The following is a 16,729-nucleotide window of genomic DNA, read 5'->3' on the forward strand; positions in this document are numbered from 1 at the left end:
GACATCTTTGCGGGGTTTTTGACGGTATAACAACAACCCGTCATCAACGGATGTTCAAGATGCACCAATGGGGGATTTGGTGGAGCCTAGGGGGATCGAACCCCTGACCTCTTGCATGCCATGCAAGCGCTCTCCCAGCTGAGCTAAGGCCCCGTTATCTTCGACTTTCGTCGCTGATGGCGTCTCTCTAGGGTCTGGGCCGGGCGAGATCAAGCGAAAAGATACGCCCGGCTTCCGTGACTTTGGGTCAGCAAATCCGCTGACCCGCAAGATTATTCGTCGTCGTTGGCTGCGACATCGCCCAGATCGTCGAACGAGACATTGTCCTCGTCGTCATCTTCCAGAACCTCATCTGCGAGGTCGGCGTCATCGCCTTCGACATCATCATCCAGCAGCAGATCATCATCCTCGTCGAAGCCTTTCAGCTTCTTCGCGCCATCGGCAGCATCGGCCATGATCGAGCGACCGCGCGCCGTGTCGATGCTGACGACCAGCCCGGTATAGGGGCTGACAATCGGATTGGCATTCAGGTCATAAAAACGCTTGCCGGTGGTCGGGCAAAGACGTTTGGTTCCCCATTCAGCTTTGGGCATTCCGGATCCCTTTGGAAACGGGCCACGCGGCCCTTTGGTAAACGCGGCAAGGCGGCTTCGGATAATCCTTGGCCTTGCGATAACTCGCCGTCCCCTGCCATAAGCAGATATGAGTGTCAAAGCCTTTGACAATGCCACTTGCACAGGTTTTTGCGAAGGCGCTGTATGTCACATCCACAGCCCGCCCGCAACGCGCACCGCGCATCACTGAAAACACAGGTCAAAACCCTGCCTATGGCCCCTACCCCGCCCAATTCACGATCGACGCTGATGGCCCGATCGCCGTGCAGCTGCGCCGCAATGCGCGCGCTAAACGGCTGACATTGCGGGTGTCGCAGCATGATGGCGCGGTGACGCTGACCCTGCCGCCGCGCGCATCATTGGACGAGGCGCTGCGCTTTGCCCAAAGCCGGGCCGAATGGATCCGCAGGCATCTGCCCATGGGCGGGCCAAGGCGGGTGATGATCGGTGATTCGCTGCCCCTGCGCGGAACAGCGCATGTGATTACCGCAGGCACAGGCCGCGGTGTGCGGGCCGAGGGCGGAGCCCTGATCGTGCCGGGGGCGGCCAGCCTTGGGCCGCGGCTTGCCGCCTATCTCAAGGTGCAGGCGCGCGATGATATCAGCCGTGCCGCCGACCATTACGCCCGCCTTGCGCGCCGCCCGATCACACGCCTTACCCTGCGCGATACACGTTCGCGCTGGGGGTCATGCACCTCGGACGGGGCGTTGATGTTTAGCTGGCGCCTTGTCATGGCGCCGCCACCGGTGTTGCATTATGTCGCGGCCCATGAGGTCGCACATCTGCTACATATGGACCATTCGCCCGCCTTTTGGGCCGAGGTCGCACGTCTTTTCCCGGACCATGCCAGCGCGCGCCAATGGTTGCGCCAGCATGGGTCCCATCTGCAACGTATTGATTTCACTGCACCCGAGTAACGCTATATGGTCACGCACCCCGTCTCTGCGCCCCCCGAGGCAACGGCCCGCCCCACCGCGGATGCCACGATTGCGGCGCATGAACGCGTGTATAAACAACTGCGCCTGATGATCGTTCATGGCGAGCTGCCCCCCGGCGAGGCGCTGACCCTGCGCGGCATCGGGGCGCAATTTGGCGTTTCAATGACCCCCGCGCGCGAAGCCGTGCGCCGTCTGATTGCCGAGGGCGCGCTGGTCATGTCCAGCTCGGGCCGCGTGGCCACGCCCGAGCTGTCGAATGAACGCCTCGAGGAACTGGCCTCGCTGCGCGCGCTGCTCGAGCCGGAGCTGGCCTCACGCGCGCTGCCCCGCGCGCATTTCGCGCTGATCGACCGGATGGAAGTGATCAACCAGGGCATCAGCCAGGCCATCGCCCGGCAGGACCCCGTCGGCTATATCCGCATGAATCTTGAATTCCACCGCGCCCTGTATCTGCGGGCGCAGGCGCCGGCGTTTCTGGCCATGACCGAAACCGTCTGGCTGCAATTGGGACCGACGATGCGCAAACTCTATGGCCGCCTGCGCCGAACCGAGCCGCCGCAGCACCACCGCCTGATTCTGGCGGCCCTGCGCGCGGGGGATGAACCCAGCCTGCGCCTTGCCGTGCGCGCGGATGTCACGCAGGGTCTCAGGATGTTGAAAAATTAGCCTTTAACAGGCCCGTTGACTAAACCAACTATTTCTGTCAACTATTAGGTATCAAGCCAACCCGGCCAAAGGCAGGGCAAGCCGAATCATCATCACTTATGTGAGACGAGGACTGCCATGGCCATTTTTGCCCCCGTTCAGCCGGAACCCGCCGAAGGCCAAGCATGGTCTAGTCTTCGGAGCGAGCTGATGACCCTGATCCAAGATTTTCACCTTACTGATGACATCAGCCTCGAGCGTATGTTTGACCGCATCGAGGAGACGGAGACACTCCAATGATGGCCGCGCCGCTCTCACCCGAAATCACCAAGGCCCTCGTGGCCGAACAACCCACCTATGACGCCCGCGAATTGACCGGCAAGAACGGTCAGGCGCGCATCATTCTGGGTGATCAGGTTTACAATCTGCGCATTACCCGCGCAGGCAAGCTGATCCTGACCAAGTAACGATCACTTCTCGTCCTTTCCTCTCTCTGCTGCAGCAAAGACGCATCGCAATCGCGGTGCGTCTTTGTGTTTAAGGCAAGCCGCGCTAGCATTTCGTCACCAAAGCCAAAGGTGGGACATGCAAGACGCCTATGATGTGGTGATTATCGGCGGGGCGATGACGGGATCATCCGCCGCCTTTTGGCTGACGCGCAATCCCGACTTCACCGGCCGCGTCCTGGTGGTCGAGCGCGACCCGACCTATGCCTGGGCCGCGACCACGCACACGAATTCCTGCATTCGCCTGCAATATGGTTCCGAGGTGAATGTCCGCATCAGCCGCTTTGCCGGTGATTTCATCCATCAATTCAAAGAGTATATGCAGGATGATGCGGCCCCCGATATCGTCTTGCAGAACTTCGGCTATCTCTATCTGGCCAACACGCCCGCCTTTTTGGATGTGCTGCGCGACAACGCCCAGATGCAGCGCGCGCTGGGGGCCGAGACGCAGATCCTGACGCCGGACGAGATCGCGGCACTTTTCCCCTTTTATAATCTCGACGGCATCCTTGGCGGCTCGTTCAATACCAAGGATGAGGGGTATTTCGACGGTGGCACCATGTTCGACTGGCTGCGGATCAAGGCACGGGCGCAGGGCGCGACCTTCCTTACCGATACCGTCACCGCCATCAGCGCCGATAACCGCATCACCCTTGCCAGCGGGCGAACCATCAGCGCCGGCCATATCATCAACGCCGCCGGCACCCGCGGGGCCGAGGTGGCCGCGATGGCCGGCCTGCGCATCCCGATCGAGGCGCGCCGCCGTTTCACCTTTATTGCCGAGGCCGCCCGCCCCCTGCCCGTTGATCTGCCGCTGACCATCGACCCTGTGGGCGTGCATATGCGATCGGACGGCCGCTATTACATGATCGGCTGCCCGCCCGATCTGGACGTGGCCGTCGACCCCGATGATTTCACCATGGATCACGCGATCTGGGAGGATCATGTCTGGCCCACAATCGCAGCCCGCATCCCCGCGTTCGAGGAATTGCGCCTGATCAACACTTGGGTCGGCCATTACGATTACAATACGCTGGATCAAAATGCGATCATCGGCCCGCATCCCGAGCGCCGTAATTTCCTGTTCGCAAACGGCTTTTCCGGCCACGGGTTACAACAGGCCCCTGCCGTTGGGCGTGCGTTATCCGAACTTGTGATCTATTGCGCCACCCGCACCCTTGACCTTGGCGCGCTGGGATATGAGCGTATCGCATCAGGCACGCCCCTGCGCGAGCGTGCCATTATCTAAGGAACCAAGATGCGTAAAATCGTCCTCACCGGCGCCCGTGGCGCGCTCGGCACCTCGCTGCGCGGCCCCCTGTCCAAGATGTGTGACCAGTTGGTCAGCACCGACATCCAACCCGGCCCCGAAGGGCTTTACGACAACGAAACCTTTCACATCGCCGATATCGCCAAATTCGACGAGATCGCGCCGCTGCTGGAAGGTGCGGATATGGTCGTCCATTTCGGCGCCATCGTGGATGAAAAGCCGTTCGAGGAGCTGCTCGGCCCGAATTTCGTCGGTGCCTATAACATCTGGGAAGCGGCCCACCGCCACGGCGTCCGCCGCGTGGTCTATGCCTCGTCCATCCACGCGGTGGGCCTCGAGCACACAAATTCCGGCGCCGATACCACCGTCGCCCATAACCCCGACACATTCTATGGCCTCGCCAAGTGCTTTGCCGAGGATCTGGGCCGCATGTATTGGCAAAAGCGCGGCGTTGAATCGGTCTGCCTGCGCATCCTGTCCTGCACGCCCGAGCCGCAGAATATCCGCGCCCTTGGCACATGGCTCAGCCATCGCGACATGGTGCAACTAGTGACGCGCGCCATCGACAGCCCCGTCGTCGGCTTTACCGTGATCTATGGCGTGTCGAACAACACCCGCAGCCCGGTGGATAATGCCAAAGCCGCCTTCCTTGGTTATCGCCCCGTCGATAATGCCGAGGATTGGGCCCATTCGCTTTTCGCCAAAGCCGGTATTCCCGACCCGCAGGACAAGGCCCTGACCCGCCTTGGCGGCCCGTTCGCGGTCGTCCCCTTGGGCGAAAGCGGCGTTGCGGCCATTCAAAAGATGTCCGAAGGTCAAAAACCCTAGCGCTTGATAGCCTGCCGCCCCCATGCGACACTTGGCCAAGACCTGTGGGAGGCAAGCATGACATCACTGACCCGCAATCCTGGCATGGCGCTGGATCTGGACTGGGTGCTGGGCGCGCGCGTCAACACGCCCGCCATCACCCGCCGCTGCGCCAGCCTGCCCGCACGGCGCAGCGTGAAAAAGGATTATCAGGCGGCATGGCTGCTGAAAGCCGTGTCGCTGATCGACCTGACGACGCTTTCGGGCGATGACACGGCTGATCGCGTCCGCCGCCTGTGCGCCAAGGCCCGCCAGCCCATCGCCCCCGAGGTGCTGGACAGGCTGGGAATGTCGGGCCTGACGACCGGCGCAGTCTGCGTCTATCACGATATGATCGGCGCGGCGGTGGATGCGCTGCAAGGCAGCGATATTCCCGTCGCCGCTGTATCCACGGGCTTTCCTGCGGGCCTCTCGCCATGGCACCTGCGTCTGCAGGAGATCCGCGAAAGCGTGGCCGCAGGCGCGCAGGAGATCGACATCGTCATCTCGCGCCGCCATGTGCTGTCAGGCAATTGGCAGGCGCTTTATGACGAGATGCTGGCGATGCGCGAGGCTTGCGGAGAGGCGCATATAAAGGCGATCCTCGCCACGGGCGAGCTGGGCACGCTGGAAAACGTTGCCCGCGCCAGCCTGATCTGCATGATGGCGGGGGCCGATTTCATCAAAACCTCGACCGGGAAAGAGGCGGTGAATGCCACCTTGCCCGTCAGCCTGACCATGATCCGCCAGATCCGCGATTACCACGACCGCACCGGCATTTACGTCGGCTATAAACCCGCCGGCGGCATTTCAAAGGCGAAAGACGCGCTGACCTATCTGTCGCTGATGCGCGAGGAGCTGGGGCTGCGCTGGCTGCAACCCGACCTGTTCCGCTTTGGTGCCTCCTCGCTGCTGGGCGATATCGAACGCCAGCTCGATCACTATGTCACGGGCGGTTACTCCGCCGCCTATCGCCACGCTCTGGCCTGAGAAATCCCATGCCCACACTCTCCGAGATTTTTGAAACCATGGAATATGGCCCCGCCCCGGAAAGCGCGAGCGAAGCCCTCGCATGGATCGCCACGCATGAGGGTCGTTTTGGCCATTTCATCAACGGCACTTTCACCGCCCCTGCCGCGACTTTCGTAACTGTGAACCCCGCCACAGACGCGGAATTGGCGCAGGTGTCGCAGGGCAGCGCGGCTGATATCGCCGCCGCAGTCGCCGCCGCACGCGCCGCGCAGCCTGCATGGGAAAAGGCGGGCGGCCCTGCCCGCGCCCGCGTGCTCTATGCCATCGCGCGGCTGCTGCAAAAGCACGCCCGCCTGTTCGCCGTGCTGGAAACGCTGGACAACGGCAAGCCGATCCGCGAATCGCGCGATGCGGATATCCCCTTGGCGCAGCGACATTTTTATTACCATGCAGGTCTTGCGCAATTGTTCGAGGCGCAGAACCCCAATGCCCGCGCGCATGGCGTCTGCGGCCAGATCATCCCGTGGAATTTTCCGCTGCTGATGCTGGCGTGGAAGGTCGCGCCCGCCTTGGCGGCGGGCAATACCGTCGTGCTGAAACCCGCCGAATACACGCCGCTGACCGCGCTGCTTTTTGCAGAAGTTTGCCAGCAGGCAGGCGTGCCTGCGGGTGTTGTGAACATCGTCACCGGCGATGGCGACACCGGTGCCGCGCTGGTTGCCGCCGATGTGAACAAGATCGCCTTCACCGGCTCGACCGAGGTGGGCCGCATCATCCGTCAGGCCACCGCTGGCAGCGGCAAGGCCCTGACGCTGGAACTGGGCGGCAAGTCGCCCTTTATCGTCTTTGACGACGCCGACCTCGATGCCGCGGTCGAGGGTGTGGTCGATTCGATCTGGTTCAATCAGGGCCAGGTCTGCTGCGCCGGATCGCGACTACTGCTGCACGAACCCATCGCAGCGCGGTTCATCGCAAAGCTGAAACGCCGCATGGAAAGCCTGCGCATCGGCGATCCGCTGGACAAATCCATCGACATCGGCGCGATTGTCCATCCGGTGCAACTCCAGCGCATCACGGCACTGGTTGGCGCGCATACGGCGGGCGAAGTTCACACAGCCCCCTGCCCGCTGCCCGCGCGTGGCAGTTTCTATCCGCCGACGCTGATCACCGGCCTTTCGCCATCGGACGCGCTGATGCAGCAAGAGATTTTCGGGCCGGTGCTGGTCTCGACCACCTTCCGCACCCCCGCCGAGGCGGTCGAGCTGGCGAATAACACCCGCTACGGCCTTGCCGCGAGCGTGTTTAGCGAAAATATCAACACCGCCCTCGCCATCGCACCGCAACTCGAGGCGGGCGTGATCTGGGTGAACGGCGCGAATATGCTGGACGCCGCCGCGCCCTTTGGCGGTATGCGCGAAAGCGGATATGGCCGCGAAGGCGGGCCCGAGGGGCTGGCCGCCTATACACGTATGACAAACCACGCTGCACCCGCGCTAAAATCGAAACCTGTCGCCCTGCCGGTGCTGGAACAGGTCGACCGCACGGCCAAACTCTATATCGGCGGCAAACAGGCGCGGCCTGACAGCGGCTATTCCATCGCCTTGCATGACACCACGGGCGCGCTGGCGGGCCATGTCGGCGCGGGCAGCCGCAAGGATTTGCGCAATGCTGTCGAGGCGATGAATGCTGCAAAGGGCTGGGCCAAGACCACCGGCCACAACCGCGCGCAAATCCTGTATTTCATCGCCGAGAATCTGTCGGCCCGCGCGGCGGAATTCGCGGCGCTGATCGACAGTTTCGGCGGCGCAGGCGCGGCCGAGGTCAGTGCCGCGATCGACGCGCTGTTCACCGCTGCCGCTGTCGCCGATAAATACGATGGCCGCGTGGCAGGCGTGCCCTTTGGCGGTCTCGCGCTGGCGCTGCAAACACCGGTCGGCAAGATCGCCGCGCTCTGCCCCGAGGATTCGGCCCTGCTGGCCCCCGTGGCCCTGATAGCGGGGGCGCTGGCGCTGGGGAGCCGCATCACTTTGGTGCCCAGCGCGCGTTATGCGCTGGTGGCGACCGCGCTCTATCAGGTGCTGGACACATCCGATGTGCCGGGGGGCGTCGTGAATATCATCACTGGCGTGCAAAGTGACCTGGCCGCCCCCATCGCGCAGCATGCCGATCTGGATGCGGCCTGGGTGTATGGCGATCAGGCGCTGGTGGCCGAGGTCGAGCGGCTTTCTGCCAGCAATCTCAAACGCGTATCAAGCGGCCCCAGCGCCCCGGATATGGCCCAGATCCTGCGGGCCGCATCCGAGGTGAAAACGATCTGGATCCCCTTCGGGATCTGAAGATCAGCTGAGGCCGCCAGCGATGATCTGGCGGCCAAGCTCGGCCACGGCCAGCCCGCGCGCGGCGGCGATATCGGCGGCGTCATAGCCATCGCGCATCGGGATCTGCACAGCAAAGGGGCGCGCCCGCTCGCGCAGGCCGTCTTCCTGACCCGCGATATAATACTGGCCAATCATCACAAAACCGGCGTTCTCGCGCGCGACCATCGTGGTGACGCGCACCTCGACCCGCACCTGCGGGAAGGATCGGAAGGGCCAAGGCTCGGCGGCGATGCGCGCGCCGGTCATGCCCGTCAGCACCTGCACCAGACTCGCCGTCATCGCGGGCGCCGGATCGTCGGCCCAGTTCACGCCCGACATCGCCGTCAGCGCGCCGCCTGCGCCCTCGCTGTAAATATCCGGCCCCGACGCATAGCGCGGCAGCGACAGCTCGGCCACTTCGACGGTGGAAAACGCGATAGAGGCGCGCTGATCCAGCGGCACCGGTGCCTCGGCAGTATACAGCGTCGGGCTAGAGCAGGCAGCCAGCGCCATCAGCGCGGCAAACGGAATAAGGGCTTTCATCACAACTCTCCTATCGGCCAAAGAGGATCGAGTTCGGGCGCCGTTCCAGCGCACGGGCAAGATCGTTGATCGCGGTTGCGGCACTGTTGACCTGCCGCAGCGCCAGGCGCAAATCGCGCATCAGGCTGGCGTTTTCGTCAAAGCTGGACAAAGTGCCGCCCGCCTGCACCACCAACGCATTCACCTGCGCGGACAGGGCGGGCAGACCATCGGTCGCCGTTGCCAGTTGATCCGCGGCCCGACTGGCCGAGGCCAGCGCGCTATTGGCGTTCGCGATCAGACTGCCGTCACGCGCCTCGTCCAGCACGGCGCGCAGACTGTCCAGCGCGGACGATATATCCGCCGGCAATTGCCGCGTGCGCGGATCGCCCAGCACGGAATCGGCTGTGGCAAGGAAGCTTTCGGCCTGCGTCACAACGCCCTCTAGCGGCAAATCGCGCCAGCTTTGCGCCAGCTCGTCCACGGTTGCCAACAGCTCTGGCAGACCTTCAAGGCCGGTGCCGACATCGGTGACCACCGCCTGCACCTGATCGACGGCCTCTAGGATGCGGCCCGCCGCATCGGCGTCGCGCAGATCGGACATGACGGCGCGCAGATCCTCGACCGCGCCGGTGATGCTGGCCATGGTCGCGCCCAGTTGCGCAGGCAGAGCCTGCACTTCGGGCGCGCCCGTCAGGTTGCGCACATCGCCCAGCAGCGCGGCCACCTCGCCCGGAATGGCCTGCGTCTGCGCGCTGCCCACCAGGGTCGAGGCGTTATCAAGGAAACCGATGGCGCTTTGCATCAGCTCCTCGATCGGCAGATCGTTCACGCGCGCCAGCGTCCCCTCGACCGTCGTCGCGGCATCGGTGATCTGCGACTGGGTCGCGGGCACTTCGGGATAGGGTTGGGCATTCATGTCGATTTCTGCCGCGACCGCATCCGCATCGCGCAGCAATTGTACCTTGAGGCCGCCGGTCAGCAGACTGCCGGTCACCAGCCGCGCGCGCAAACCATCTTCGCGCACCTGCTGCTGCAGATAGTCCAGCGTCTCCATCGCGCTGCTGTCTCCCTCAAGCCCAAGGCGCGAGGGTTGGATCGACAGCACCGCCTGCAGGCGCAGATTGTCATCACCAAAGCGGTCAGTATCGAAATAGCCGTTGATGCCCGAGACTTCGCCAACGCGCAGCCCCTCGAGTTCCACCGCCGCACCGACGGCAAGGCCGGTGACATTGCCCTCGAACACGGCAACCAGATTGACGGGCTGGCCGTCTTGACGCGTGAACAGGCTGGAACGCGCGGCGGAATTGTCGCCAAAGACATCAAACGCCGTGCCGTCCTGCGCCAGCGGCGCGCCCGACACGAATGTATCAAAGGTGACGCCGCCCGAGATCAGCGTCGCAAGGCTGCCAAAGTTCAGCGCCGCGCCCGTCGGCCCCAGCGAGACCGAAAAGCCAGAGCTGTTCCAGAACCGCGTCGCCTCGGTCACCAGCGCATCATGGGGGGCAAAGATCACCGCCTCGGCCTGCACGGTCTGCCCATCGGCGGCGACAGTCGCGGGGCCGACCCGGCCCACCTCGACCCCCTTATAGATGATCGAGCTGTTGCCCGTCAGCGTCTGATCGCTGGATCGCAGCAGCACGCGCAGCCCCTGTTGGCCCGTGGCCAGCAGTGGCGCGCTGGGCAGCCCCTCGAACCGGTTTTCACTCTCGCCCGGCGTGCGATCCCACAGACCTTGCAGATAGACGCCCGACAAGACGGTATCGAGGCCGGTGACCCCTTGGGTCGTGACCTCGGGCCGTACGACCCAGAATTGCGCGCCGGTATCGACATAAGGCGCGACGGCCTTGTCGATGCGCACCGAAACCACGACCTGATCCAGGTCATCGGTAAAGCCGACGCTTTCAACGATGCCGACACCAACATCGCGATAACGCAGCTCGGTCTCGTTCGCGCGCACACCCGAGGCATCGTCGAACACGATCTCGATCAAGGGGCCGCGGTCGTTGTAATTCTGCCAGGCAAGGCCGACCGCGATGATCAGCGCGATAATCGGCACCAGCCAGACAATCGACAGGCGGCTGGTAAGGCTGCGGCGCGCGGGCTTCACCGGAACGTCGGGGATGGGATCACTCATGAACGGGGCCCTTTGCTTGCGGGGTCTGTGTCTTGTCGGCGTCTACAGGAATGCTGTCCCATATCAGCCGTGTATCAAAGGCTTGCGCCGAAAGCATGGTAAAGATGACGCTAAGGGCAAAGGACAGGGCCGCAGGCCCAGGCACAATGGTCACCGCAAAGCTAAGTTGCACAAGGGCCGAGGTAATGGCGACCACAAAGACGTCGATCATCGACCATCGCCCGATGAAATCGACGACCTCGTGCAGCACTTGTCGGTGCGCGGGATTCACGCGGCTGCCGCGCCGTCCAACCGACAGCGCCAGCCAAGCGATGGTGATGAATTTCGCCAGCGGAATCCCGACCGAGGCCAGCAAGATGATGAACGCCACCCCCGCTGATCCCATGTGGAACATATGCACGGCCCCCGCGATGATCGTGTCGGAACTGGTGCTGAACAGCACACGGGTTTCCAGCATCGGGTAAAGGTTCGCGGGGATATACAGCATGACCCCCGCCAGCCACCACGCCCAGACGCGGCTGAGGCTGCGGGTATCGCGCGATTTCAGGTGGTTGCCGCAGCGGCCGCAGCGCTCGGTGCCCATGCGCCAGACGCGGCCACAGCTTTGGCAGCCGACCAACCCTTCAGAGCGGGCGGTTTTGGGGATGGTATCGGGATCAGCCATGGGCAGCCGTCTCGACCGGATGGGTGGTGGGATTGCCAGCGGCCTTGGCCTTGCGGGACAGATCCTCCATCGCCTGCCAGACCATCCAGCGCGACATGAACAGGTCCTGCACCGTGGTCACAACACATAGCACGGCGAACATCCAAAAGGCGGGGCCGATACTGACACTGGCCAGATCGGTCACCTTGACCAGCGCGACAGCGCAGCCGATCACGAAAATTTCGGACATGGCCCAGGGGCGCAGTTCCTCGGACAGGCGAAAGGCGGGCAGCGCCCAGCGCAGGGGCGGCCTGTCCCACACCACCGGCCCCAACACATACAGGATCAGCGCGGCGCGCGTCAGCGGCAACAAGATCACCGCCGCGATAAAGATCAGCGAGACCGCGACCAGCAACCCCGATTGAAACGACAGCGCCACTTCGATCAGCGTGGTCTGGTTCGAAAACCCCGAGGCGCTGATCGACATGAACGGGAACACCAGCGCGCCGATGACAAGGATCACCACCGTCACCGCCAGCATGATGATGATCATGCCCGCCTTGCGCTTTGGTGCGATCAAGACAGTGTGGCAGCGCGCACAGACGGCACGCTCGCCCTTTTCCGGGATACGGGCGTGGTACAGCGCATCACAGCGCGGGCAGGCGACCAGATCGGCCAGTTCGGCATCGGTATAGTGCGGTGGCACGCCGTATCCTCCTGTCTGTTCCAGAACCTTAACCAGTGTCGCAGGGGTGTTAAATGGCTTTTATCTGCACCGCCCCTCGTCTATTGCAAAGCCATCAGCTTTGTGAGGCCATCATGCGCAGCGCTACCATCACGCGTAAAACCGCCGAGACGGATATTTCGGTCACGGTCAATCTGGACGGCACCGGCATTTACGACAATGCCACCGGGGTCGGATTCTTTGATCACATGCTGGATCAGCTGTCGCGCCACGCCTTGATTGACATGACGGTGCGTTGCACGGGCGATCTGCATATCGACGATCACCATTCGGTCGAGGATACCGGCATTGCGCTGGGTCAGGCGATTGCGCAGGCGATGGGCGACAAGCGCGGTATCCGCCGCTATGGCGAATGCCATCTGCCGATGGACGATGCGCAGGTGCGTGCGGCGCTGGACCTGTCCGGTCGCCCCTATCTGGTGTGGAATGTCGCCTTCCCCACGGGGAAGATCGGCAGCTTTGACACCGAGCTTGTTCGCGAGTTTTTTCAAGCGCTTGCAACGCACGGTGGCATCACATTGCACATCGACCAGCTGCATGGTTTTAACAGCCACCACATTGCCGAAGCCGCGTTCAAGGCCGTCGCGCGCGCCCTGCGCGATGCGCTGGAGGTTGACCCGCGCAAAGCGGATGCGATCCCCTCGACCAAGGGTGCGCTATAAATGCTGACGGCGCTGATTGATTACGACAGCGGCAATCTGCATTCGGCCCAAAAAGCGTTCGAGCGGATGGCGCGGGAAACGGATGGCGGCGATGTGATCGTCACTTCCGATCCTGATGTCGTGGCGCGCGCCGACCGGATCGTGCTGCCGGGCGATGGCGCCTTTCCGGCCTGTCGCACCGCGTTGCAAGATGTCGCCGGTCTGCAAGAGGCGATCTTTGAGGCTGTCACCACCCGCGCGCGTCCCTTTCTGGGGATTTGCGTCGGAATGCAGATGCTGGCCCTGCGCGGTCATGAATATCAGTTAACGGATGGTTTTGGTTGGATCGACGGCGAGGTCACCCGCATCGCCCCTGCCGACCCCACATTCAAAGTGCCGCATATGGGCTGGAACGATCTGGTGATCGACGCCCCCACCCCATACTGGACGGCATCAAGACCGGCGATCACGCCTATTTCGTCCATAGCTGGGCCATGCGCGTGAACAATCCTGCGCAGCTTTTGGCGCATGTGGATTACGCCGGCGCGATCACCGCCATTGTGGGCCGCGACAATATCGTCGGCGCGCAATTCCACCCCGAGAAAAGCCAAGCCACCGGCCTGCGCCTGATTGCCAACTTCCTACACTGGGCCCCCTGACATGATCCTTTATCCTGCGATTGACCTGAAAGACGGCCAAGCCGTGCGCCTTGTGCATGGCGAGATGGATCAGGCCACCGTGTTCAACGACAACCCTGCCGCGCAGGCTTTGGCCTTTCAGGCGGCGGGCGCGAAATGGCTGCATCTGGTCGATCTGAACGGCGCATTTGCGGGTGCCCCCGTGAACGGCGGCGCGGTGGACGAGATTTTGGCGCAGGTGAACATCCCCGCGCAACTGGGCGGCGGTATCCGCGATCTGGCGACGATTGAAGCCTGGCTGAAAAAGGGCCTGCAGCGCGTTATCCTGGGCACTGTCGCGGTCGAAAACCCCGATCTGGTACGCGAAGCGGCCCGCGCTTTCCCCGGCCATGTGGCGGTGGGGATTGATGCGCGGAACGGCCGCGTCGCCACGCGCGGCTGGGCCGAGGAAACCGATGTGCTGGTCACTGACCTTGCCCGTAGTTTCGAGGACGCGGGCGTCGCCGCGATCATCTATACCGATATCTTGCGCGATGGCGCGATGAAGGGGCCGAATGTGCAGGCGACGGCGGATCTGGCGCGGGCTGTCTCGATCCCGGTCATCGCCTCGGGCGGGGTGTCGCAACTCAGCGATCTGATCACCCTGCGCGATACCGGCGTCATCGCGGGCGCGATTTCGGGCCGCGCGCTTTATGATGGCGCGATTGATCTGACGGCGGCGCTGGCCGCGCTGGAGGAATAAATGCTGAAAACCCGCGTGATCCCCTGCCTCGACGTGGCCGATGGCCGCGTGGTCAAGGGCGTGAACTTTGTCGATCTGATCGACGCGGGCGATCCGGTGGATGCGGCCAAGGCCTATGATGCCGCGGGCGCGGATGAGCTGTGCTTTTTGGATATCAACGCCACGCATGAAAATCGCGGCACGATGTATGACATGGTGACCCGCACCGCCGAGGCCTGTTTCATGCCCCTGACGGTCGGGGGCGGCGTGCGCACGCATCATGATGTGCGCGCCCTGCTGCTCGCGGGGGCCGACAAGGTCAGCTTTAACTCCGCCGCCGTGGTCAATCCCGATGTGGTGACCGAGGCCGCCTTGCGCTTTGGCAGCCAGTGCATCGTGGTGGCGATTGACGCCAAAACCGTAGCGCCGGGCCGGTGGGAGATTTTCACCCATGGCGGGCGCAAATCCACCGGCATCGACGCCGTGGAATTCGCCCGCACGGTCGCGGCCAAAGGCGCGGGAGAGATCCTGCTGACCTCGATGGATCGTGACGGCACCAAGGACGGCTATAATCTGGGGCTGACGCGCGCCGTATCGGACGCGGTGGATATTCCGGTCATCGCCTCGGGCGGGGTCGGCAAGCTGGATGATTTCGTCGATGGCGTGACAAAGGGCGGCGCGTCGGCGCTGCTGGCGGCCTCGGTCTTTCACTTTGGCACCTTTACCATCGCCGAGGTAAAGGCGCATCTCGATCAGGCCGGTATTCCGGTTCGCTTTTAGGAGGCGCTGATGTCGCTGCAAAACCTTGCCGCCACGATCCTGGCCCGCAAATCCGCCGATCCAGACAGCAGTTGGACCGCCAAGCTGCTGTCGCGCGGCCCCGAGAAATGCGCGCAGAAATTCGGTGAAGAAGCCGTCGAGGCGATTGTCGAGGCCGTCAAAGGTGACCGCGACGCGCTGATCGGCGAGGCTGCCGACACGATCTATCACCTGCTGGTCATGTGTGCCGCGCGTGATGTCACGCTGGCCGATATCGAGGCGGAACTCTCGCGCCGCGAGGCACAATCCGGCCTTGCCGAGAAAGCCGCCCGCCCTAAGGGGTAAAGCGGCCTAAGGGTTAATTCGACTAGCGCCAAAATGGCGCTGATATTCGATGGCGGTGCAGCGGTCTTCCACGACCGCGATACCCGCCTCGGATGCCGCAAGCGTCGCGAGGTTGGTGATGCCCAGCTGCAGCCACAGGGTATGCGGCGCATAGGGCAGCGCCAGCAGCTCATCCACCAGCGCGGGGATCGCGTGGCTGTTCCTGAACACATCGACCAGATCAATCCGGCCCGCCTCGGCCAATGTTGCAACGACCTTTGTGCCAAGGTGGTCCTGCCCCGCAAGACCGGGGTTCACCAGCACCAGATCATAGCCCGCCGCCTGCAAAAAGCGGGCAACCGAATGACTGGGGCGTGCGGGGTTGGCGGAAAAGCCGACAATCGCGATGCGGCGGGCTTTTTCCAATGCCTTTTTTTCGGGGGCGTGTTTTTCAGTCGACATGGCGTGATCCTGAAAAAATGCCCGGGACAAGGCCCGGGCAAAGGTGTGGAACGAGGGACAGTACAAGAAACGCGGGTTCCAAGATTGCGCTCCTTGCAGTTGCACATATGCAGCAATGCGCCACAGAAAAGCGTTACTCAAGAAAACGTGATGAAAGGTTAATCGCGGACCGAGACAGCGTAAAGGGCAACCGCCGCCGCATTCGACACGTTCAACGAGGCAAAGCCCCCCGCCGCAGGGATGCGGACAAGGTGGTCACAAAGCTCGCGCGTCTTTTCGCGAAGGCCCGGACCTTCGGCGCCCATGACGATCGCGACAGGGCGGTCGCGGCGGCCTTCGATCGCCTGCTCGATGGTCTGCTCGCCCTCGCCATCAAGGCCCAGCAACAGGTAGCCCATGGCGCGCAGTTCATCCATCGCATCGCCAAGGTTGCGCACGCGGATATAGGGCTGACGCTCGAGCGCGCCGGATGCGGTTTTTGCCAGCGCGCCGGTTTCGGGCGCGGAATGGCGCTGCACGCCGACCACCGCCAGCGCGCCGAACACTTCGGACGAGCGCAGGATCGCACCGACGTTATGGGGATCGGTCACGCGATCCAGCAGCACAAGGCGCGGCGGCTGGCCATTGTCCTTCAGCGATAGCGCCACATCGGCAAGGCTGCCCCAATCCAGCGGTTTCACTTCCAGCGCGGCGCCTTGGTGCACGGATTCGGGGTCGATGGGGGCGGCGAATTTGCGCGGGTCGGAAAGCTCGACCTCCATCCCGCTGGCGGCGATGGCGTCGGCCAGTTTGTCGGCGGCGTTTTGCGTCACCACCAGGCGCAGACGGGTGCGCTCGGGGTTCAGCAGCGCGTCGCGCACCGCATGCAGGCCGAACAGCCACACGGTTTCCTGCGCCGAGACGCGGCGGGCCTGTTCTTTTTCAATCACCCATTTTGGCTTTTTCATGGCAATTCCCCTACCGCAATCTTCGGGCCGTAATGGCGGTGC

At 63.3% G+C, this 16,729-nt stretch carries 19 protein-coding genes, 1 tRNA gene and 1 pseudogene; 13 read left to right on the forward strand and 8 right to left on the reverse strand.

All coding sequences use genetic code 11. From position 1 onward, the window contains the following. Nucleotides 1-77: 77 nt before the first annotated feature. Together KVU_RS09710 and KVU_RS09715 are read right to left on the reverse strand one after the other, a co-directional pair. Nucleotides 78-153: transfer RNA gene (locus KVU_RS09710), tRNA-Ala, on the reverse strand. A 119-nt stretch (nt 154-272) separates the two neighbouring features. After that, a complete protein-coding gene (locus tag KVU_RS09715; protein WP_013385056.1) occupies nt 273-593 on the reverse strand; it encodes a TIGR02300 family protein in 321 nt (106 codons plus the stop codon). Between the two features lie 113 nt (nt 594-706). Here KVU_RS09715 and KVU_RS09720 point away from each other — a divergent pair, with 113 nt between their 5' ends. From KVU_RS09720 to KVU_RS09755, 8 genes are all read left to right on the forward strand, one after another. Then, complete coding sequence (locus KVU_RS09720) at nt 707-1,531, forward strand: M48 family metallopeptidase (RefSeq protein ID WP_254660349.1); 825 nt, start codon at nt 707-709, stop codon at nt 1,529-1,531. Between the two features lie 6 nt (nt 1,532-1,537). Continuing rightward, nucleotides 1,538-2,218 (forward strand): GntR family transcriptional regulator, encoded by a 681-nt coding sequence (locus KVU_RS09725; protein ID WP_013385058.1) that lies wholly within the window; start codon nt 1,538-1,540, stop codon nt 2,216-2,218. Between the two features lie 117 nt (nt 2,219-2,335). Beyond that, entirely contained in the window at nt 2,336-2,497 is a 162-nt protein-coding gene (locus tag KVU_RS09730; protein WP_156771221.1) for a hypothetical protein, read from the forward strand. Further along, nucleotides 2,494-2,664 (forward strand): hemin uptake protein HemP, encoded by a 171-nt coding sequence (hemP, locus tag KVU_RS09735; protein ID WP_014537955.1) that lies wholly within the window; start codon nt 2,494-2,496, stop codon nt 2,662-2,664. The genes KVU_RS09730 and hemP overlap by 4 nt, the downstream gene beginning before the upstream one ends. A 118-nt stretch (nt 2,665-2,782) precedes the next feature. Next, nucleotides 2,783-3,952 (forward strand): NAD(P)/FAD-dependent oxidoreductase, encoded by a 1,170-nt coding sequence (locus KVU_RS09740; protein WP_013385060.1) that lies wholly within the window; start codon nt 2,783-2,785, stop codon nt 3,950-3,952. A 9-nt stretch (nt 3,953-3,961) separates the two neighbouring features. After that, nucleotides 3,962-4,801, forward strand: coding sequence for an NAD-dependent epimerase/dehydratase family protein (locus KVU_RS09745; protein WP_013385061.1), 840 nt, complete (start codon nt 3,962-3,964; stop codon nt 4,799-4,801). A gap of 57 nt (nt 4,802-4,858) precedes the next feature. Next, entirely contained in the window at nt 4,859-5,809 is a 951-nt protein-coding gene (gene deoC, locus KVU_RS09750; RefSeq protein WP_013385062.1) for a deoxyribose-phosphate aldolase, read from the forward strand. 8 nt (nt 5,810-5,817) lie between these two features. After that, nucleotides 5,818-8,127, forward strand: coding sequence for an aldehyde dehydrogenase family protein (locus KVU_RS09755; RefSeq protein WP_013385063.1), 2,310 nt, complete (start codon nt 5,818-5,820; stop codon nt 8,125-8,127). A gap of 3 nt (nt 8,128-8,130) precedes the next feature. Here the strand turns inward: KVU_RS09755 and KVU_RS09760 are convergent, their stop codons facing one another. The 4 genes from KVU_RS09760 to KVU_RS09775 are packed head-to-tail and all read right to left on the reverse strand — an operon-like array spanning nt 8,131 to nt 12,156. Then, nucleotides 8,131-8,691 carry a PqiC family protein gene (locus tag KVU_RS09760; protein ID WP_013385064.1) on the reverse strand — a complete coding sequence of 187 codons (561 nt, stop codon included), beginning with the start codon at nt 8,689-8,691 and terminating at the stop codon, nt 8,131-8,133. A gap of 10 nt (nt 8,692-8,701) precedes the next feature. Beyond that, nucleotides 8,702-10,807: a PqiB family protein gene (locus KVU_RS09765; RefSeq protein ID WP_013385065.1), complete on the reverse strand. Its 2,106-nt coding sequence runs from the start codon at nt 10,805-10,807 to the stop codon at nt 8,702-8,704. Continuing rightward, the gene (locus KVU_RS09770) at nt 10,800-11,471 is read right to left on the reverse strand and encodes a paraquat-inducible protein A (RefSeq protein ID WP_013385066.1); all 672 of its coding nucleotides are present in this window, start codon (nt 11,469-11,471) and stop codon (nt 10,800-10,802) included. Before KVU_RS09770 ends, KVU_RS09765 begins: the two co-directional genes overlap by 8 nt. After that, complete coding sequence (locus KVU_RS09775; RefSeq protein WP_013385067.1) at nt 11,464-12,156, reverse strand: paraquat-inducible protein A; 693 nt, start codon at nt 12,154-12,156, stop codon at nt 11,464-11,466. Before KVU_RS09775 ends, KVU_RS09770 begins: the two co-directional genes overlap by 8 nt. Nucleotides 12,157-12,269: 113 nt before the next feature. On the opposite strand from KVU_RS09775, the gene hisB reads away from it, so the two are divergent. The 5 genes and pseudogenes from hisB (at nt 12,270) to KVU_RS09800 (ending at nt 15,299) form a co-directional block, all read left to right on the forward strand. After that, nucleotides 12,270-12,857, forward strand: coding sequence for an imidazoleglycerol-phosphate dehydratase HisB (hisB, locus tag KVU_RS09780; protein WP_014537957.1), 588 nt, complete (start codon nt 12,270-12,272; stop codon nt 12,855-12,857). Continuing rightward, nucleotides 12,858-13,495, forward strand: a pseudogene (hisH, locus tag KVU_RS09785) (imidazole glycerol phosphate synthase subunit HisH). A 1-nt stretch (nt 13,496) separates the two neighbouring features. Further along, nucleotides 13,497-14,216: a 1-(5-phosphoribosyl)-5-[(5-phosphoribosylamino)methylideneamino]imidazole-4-carboxamide isomerase gene (gene hisA / locus KVU_RS09790; RefSeq protein WP_013385071.1), complete on the forward strand. Its 720-nt coding sequence runs from the start codon at nt 13,497-13,499 to the stop codon at nt 14,214-14,216. Further along, the gene (hisF, locus tag KVU_RS09795; protein WP_013385072.1) at nt 14,217-14,975 is read left to right on the forward strand and encodes an imidazole glycerol phosphate synthase subunit HisF; all 759 of its coding nucleotides are present in this window, start codon (nt 14,217-14,219) and stop codon (nt 14,973-14,975) included. Nucleotides 14,976-14,984: 9 nt separating this feature from the next. Further along, nucleotides 14,985-15,299 carry a phosphoribosyl-ATP diphosphatase gene (locus tag KVU_RS09800; protein WP_013385073.1) on the forward strand — a complete coding sequence of 105 codons (315 nt, stop codon included), beginning with the start codon at nt 14,985-14,987 and terminating at the stop codon, nt 15,297-15,299. A gap of 6 nt (nt 15,300-15,305) precedes the next feature. On the opposite strand, the gene KVU_RS09805 is transcribed toward KVU_RS09800, so the two are convergent. Both KVU_RS09805 and rlmB read right to left on the reverse strand, forming a co-directional pair. Next, entirely contained in the window at nt 15,306-15,740 is a 435-nt protein-coding gene (locus KVU_RS09805; protein ID WP_013385074.1) for a CoA-binding protein, read from the reverse strand. Between the two features lie 158 nt (nt 15,741-15,898). Beyond that, complete coding sequence (gene rlmB, locus KVU_RS09810) at nt 15,899-16,687, reverse strand: 23S rRNA (guanosine(2251)-2'-O)-methyltransferase RlmB (RefSeq protein ID WP_013385075.1); 789 nt, start codon at nt 16,685-16,687, stop codon at nt 15,899-15,901. Nucleotides 16,688-16,729: the final 42 nt, after the last annotated feature.

The organism is Ketogulonicigenium vulgare WSH-001 (assembly GCF_000223375.1).
Lineage (GTDB): Bacteria > Pseudomonadota > Alphaproteobacteria > Rhodobacterales > Rhodobacteraceae > Ketogulonicigenium > Ketogulonicigenium vulgare.

What these genes read in the sequence shown, in the direction of transcription:
- KVU_RS09715 (WP_013385056.1), bottom strand. Translation starts at nt 593, where the DNA reads ATGCCCAAAGCTGAATGGGGAACCAAACGTCTTTGCCCGACCACCGGC.
- KVU_RS09725 (WP_013385058.1), top strand. Translation starts at nt 1,538, where the DNA reads ATGGTCACGCACCCCGTCTCTGCGCCCCCCGAGGCAACGGCCCGCCCC.
- KVU_RS09730 (WP_156771221.1), top strand. Translation starts at nt 2,336, where the DNA reads ATGGCCATTTTTGCCCCCGTTCAGCCGGAACCCGCCGAAGGCCAAGCA.
- hemP (WP_014537955.1), top strand. Translation starts at nt 2,494, where the DNA reads ATGATGGCCGCGCCGCTCTCACCCGAAATCACCAAGGCCCTCGTGGCC.
- KVU_RS09740 (WP_013385060.1), top strand. Translation starts at nt 2,783, where the DNA reads ATGCAAGACGCCTATGATGTGGTGATTATCGGCGGGGCGATGACGGGA.
- KVU_RS09745 (WP_013385061.1), top strand. Translation starts at nt 3,962, where the DNA reads ATGCGTAAAATCGTCCTCACCGGCGCCCGTGGCGCGCTCGGCACCTCG.
- deoC (WP_013385062.1), top strand. Translation starts at nt 4,859, where the DNA reads ATGACATCACTGACCCGCAATCCTGGCATGGCGCTGGATCTGGACTGG.
- KVU_RS09755 (WP_013385063.1), top strand. Translation starts at nt 5,818, where the DNA reads ATGCCCACACTCTCCGAGATTTTTGAAACCATGGAATATGGCCCCGCC.
- KVU_RS09760 (WP_013385064.1), bottom strand. Translation starts at nt 8,691, where the DNA reads ATGAAAGCCCTTATTCCGTTTGCCGCGCTGATGGCGCTGGCTGCCTGC.
- KVU_RS09765 (WP_013385065.1), bottom strand. Translation starts at nt 10,807, where the DNA reads ATGAGTGATCCCATCCCCGACGTTCCGGTGAAGCCCGCGCGCCGCAGC.
- KVU_RS09770 (WP_013385066.1), bottom strand. Translation starts at nt 11,471, where the DNA reads ATGGCTGATCCCGATACCATCCCCAAAACCGCCCGCTCTGAAGGGTTG.
- hisB (WP_014537957.1), top strand. Translation starts at nt 12,270, where the DNA reads ATGCGCAGCGCTACCATCACGCGTAAAACCGCCGAGACGGATATTTCG.
- hisA (WP_013385071.1), top strand. Translation starts at nt 13,497, where the DNA reads ATGATCCTTTATCCTGCGATTGACCTGAAAGACGGCCAAGCCGTGCGC.
- hisF (WP_013385072.1), top strand. Translation starts at nt 14,217, where the DNA reads ATGCTGAAAACCCGCGTGATCCCCTGCCTCGACGTGGCCGATGGCCGC.
- KVU_RS09800 (WP_013385073.1), top strand. Translation starts at nt 14,985, where the DNA reads ATGTCGCTGCAAAACCTTGCCGCCACGATCCTGGCCCGCAAATCCGCC.
- KVU_RS09805 (WP_013385074.1), bottom strand. Translation starts at nt 15,740, where the DNA reads ATGTCGACTGAAAAACACGCCCCCGAAAAAAAGGCATTGGAAAAAGCC.
- rlmB (WP_013385075.1), bottom strand. Translation starts at nt 16,687, where the DNA reads ATGAAAAAGCCAAAATGGGTGATTGAAAAAGAACAGGCCCGCCGCGTC.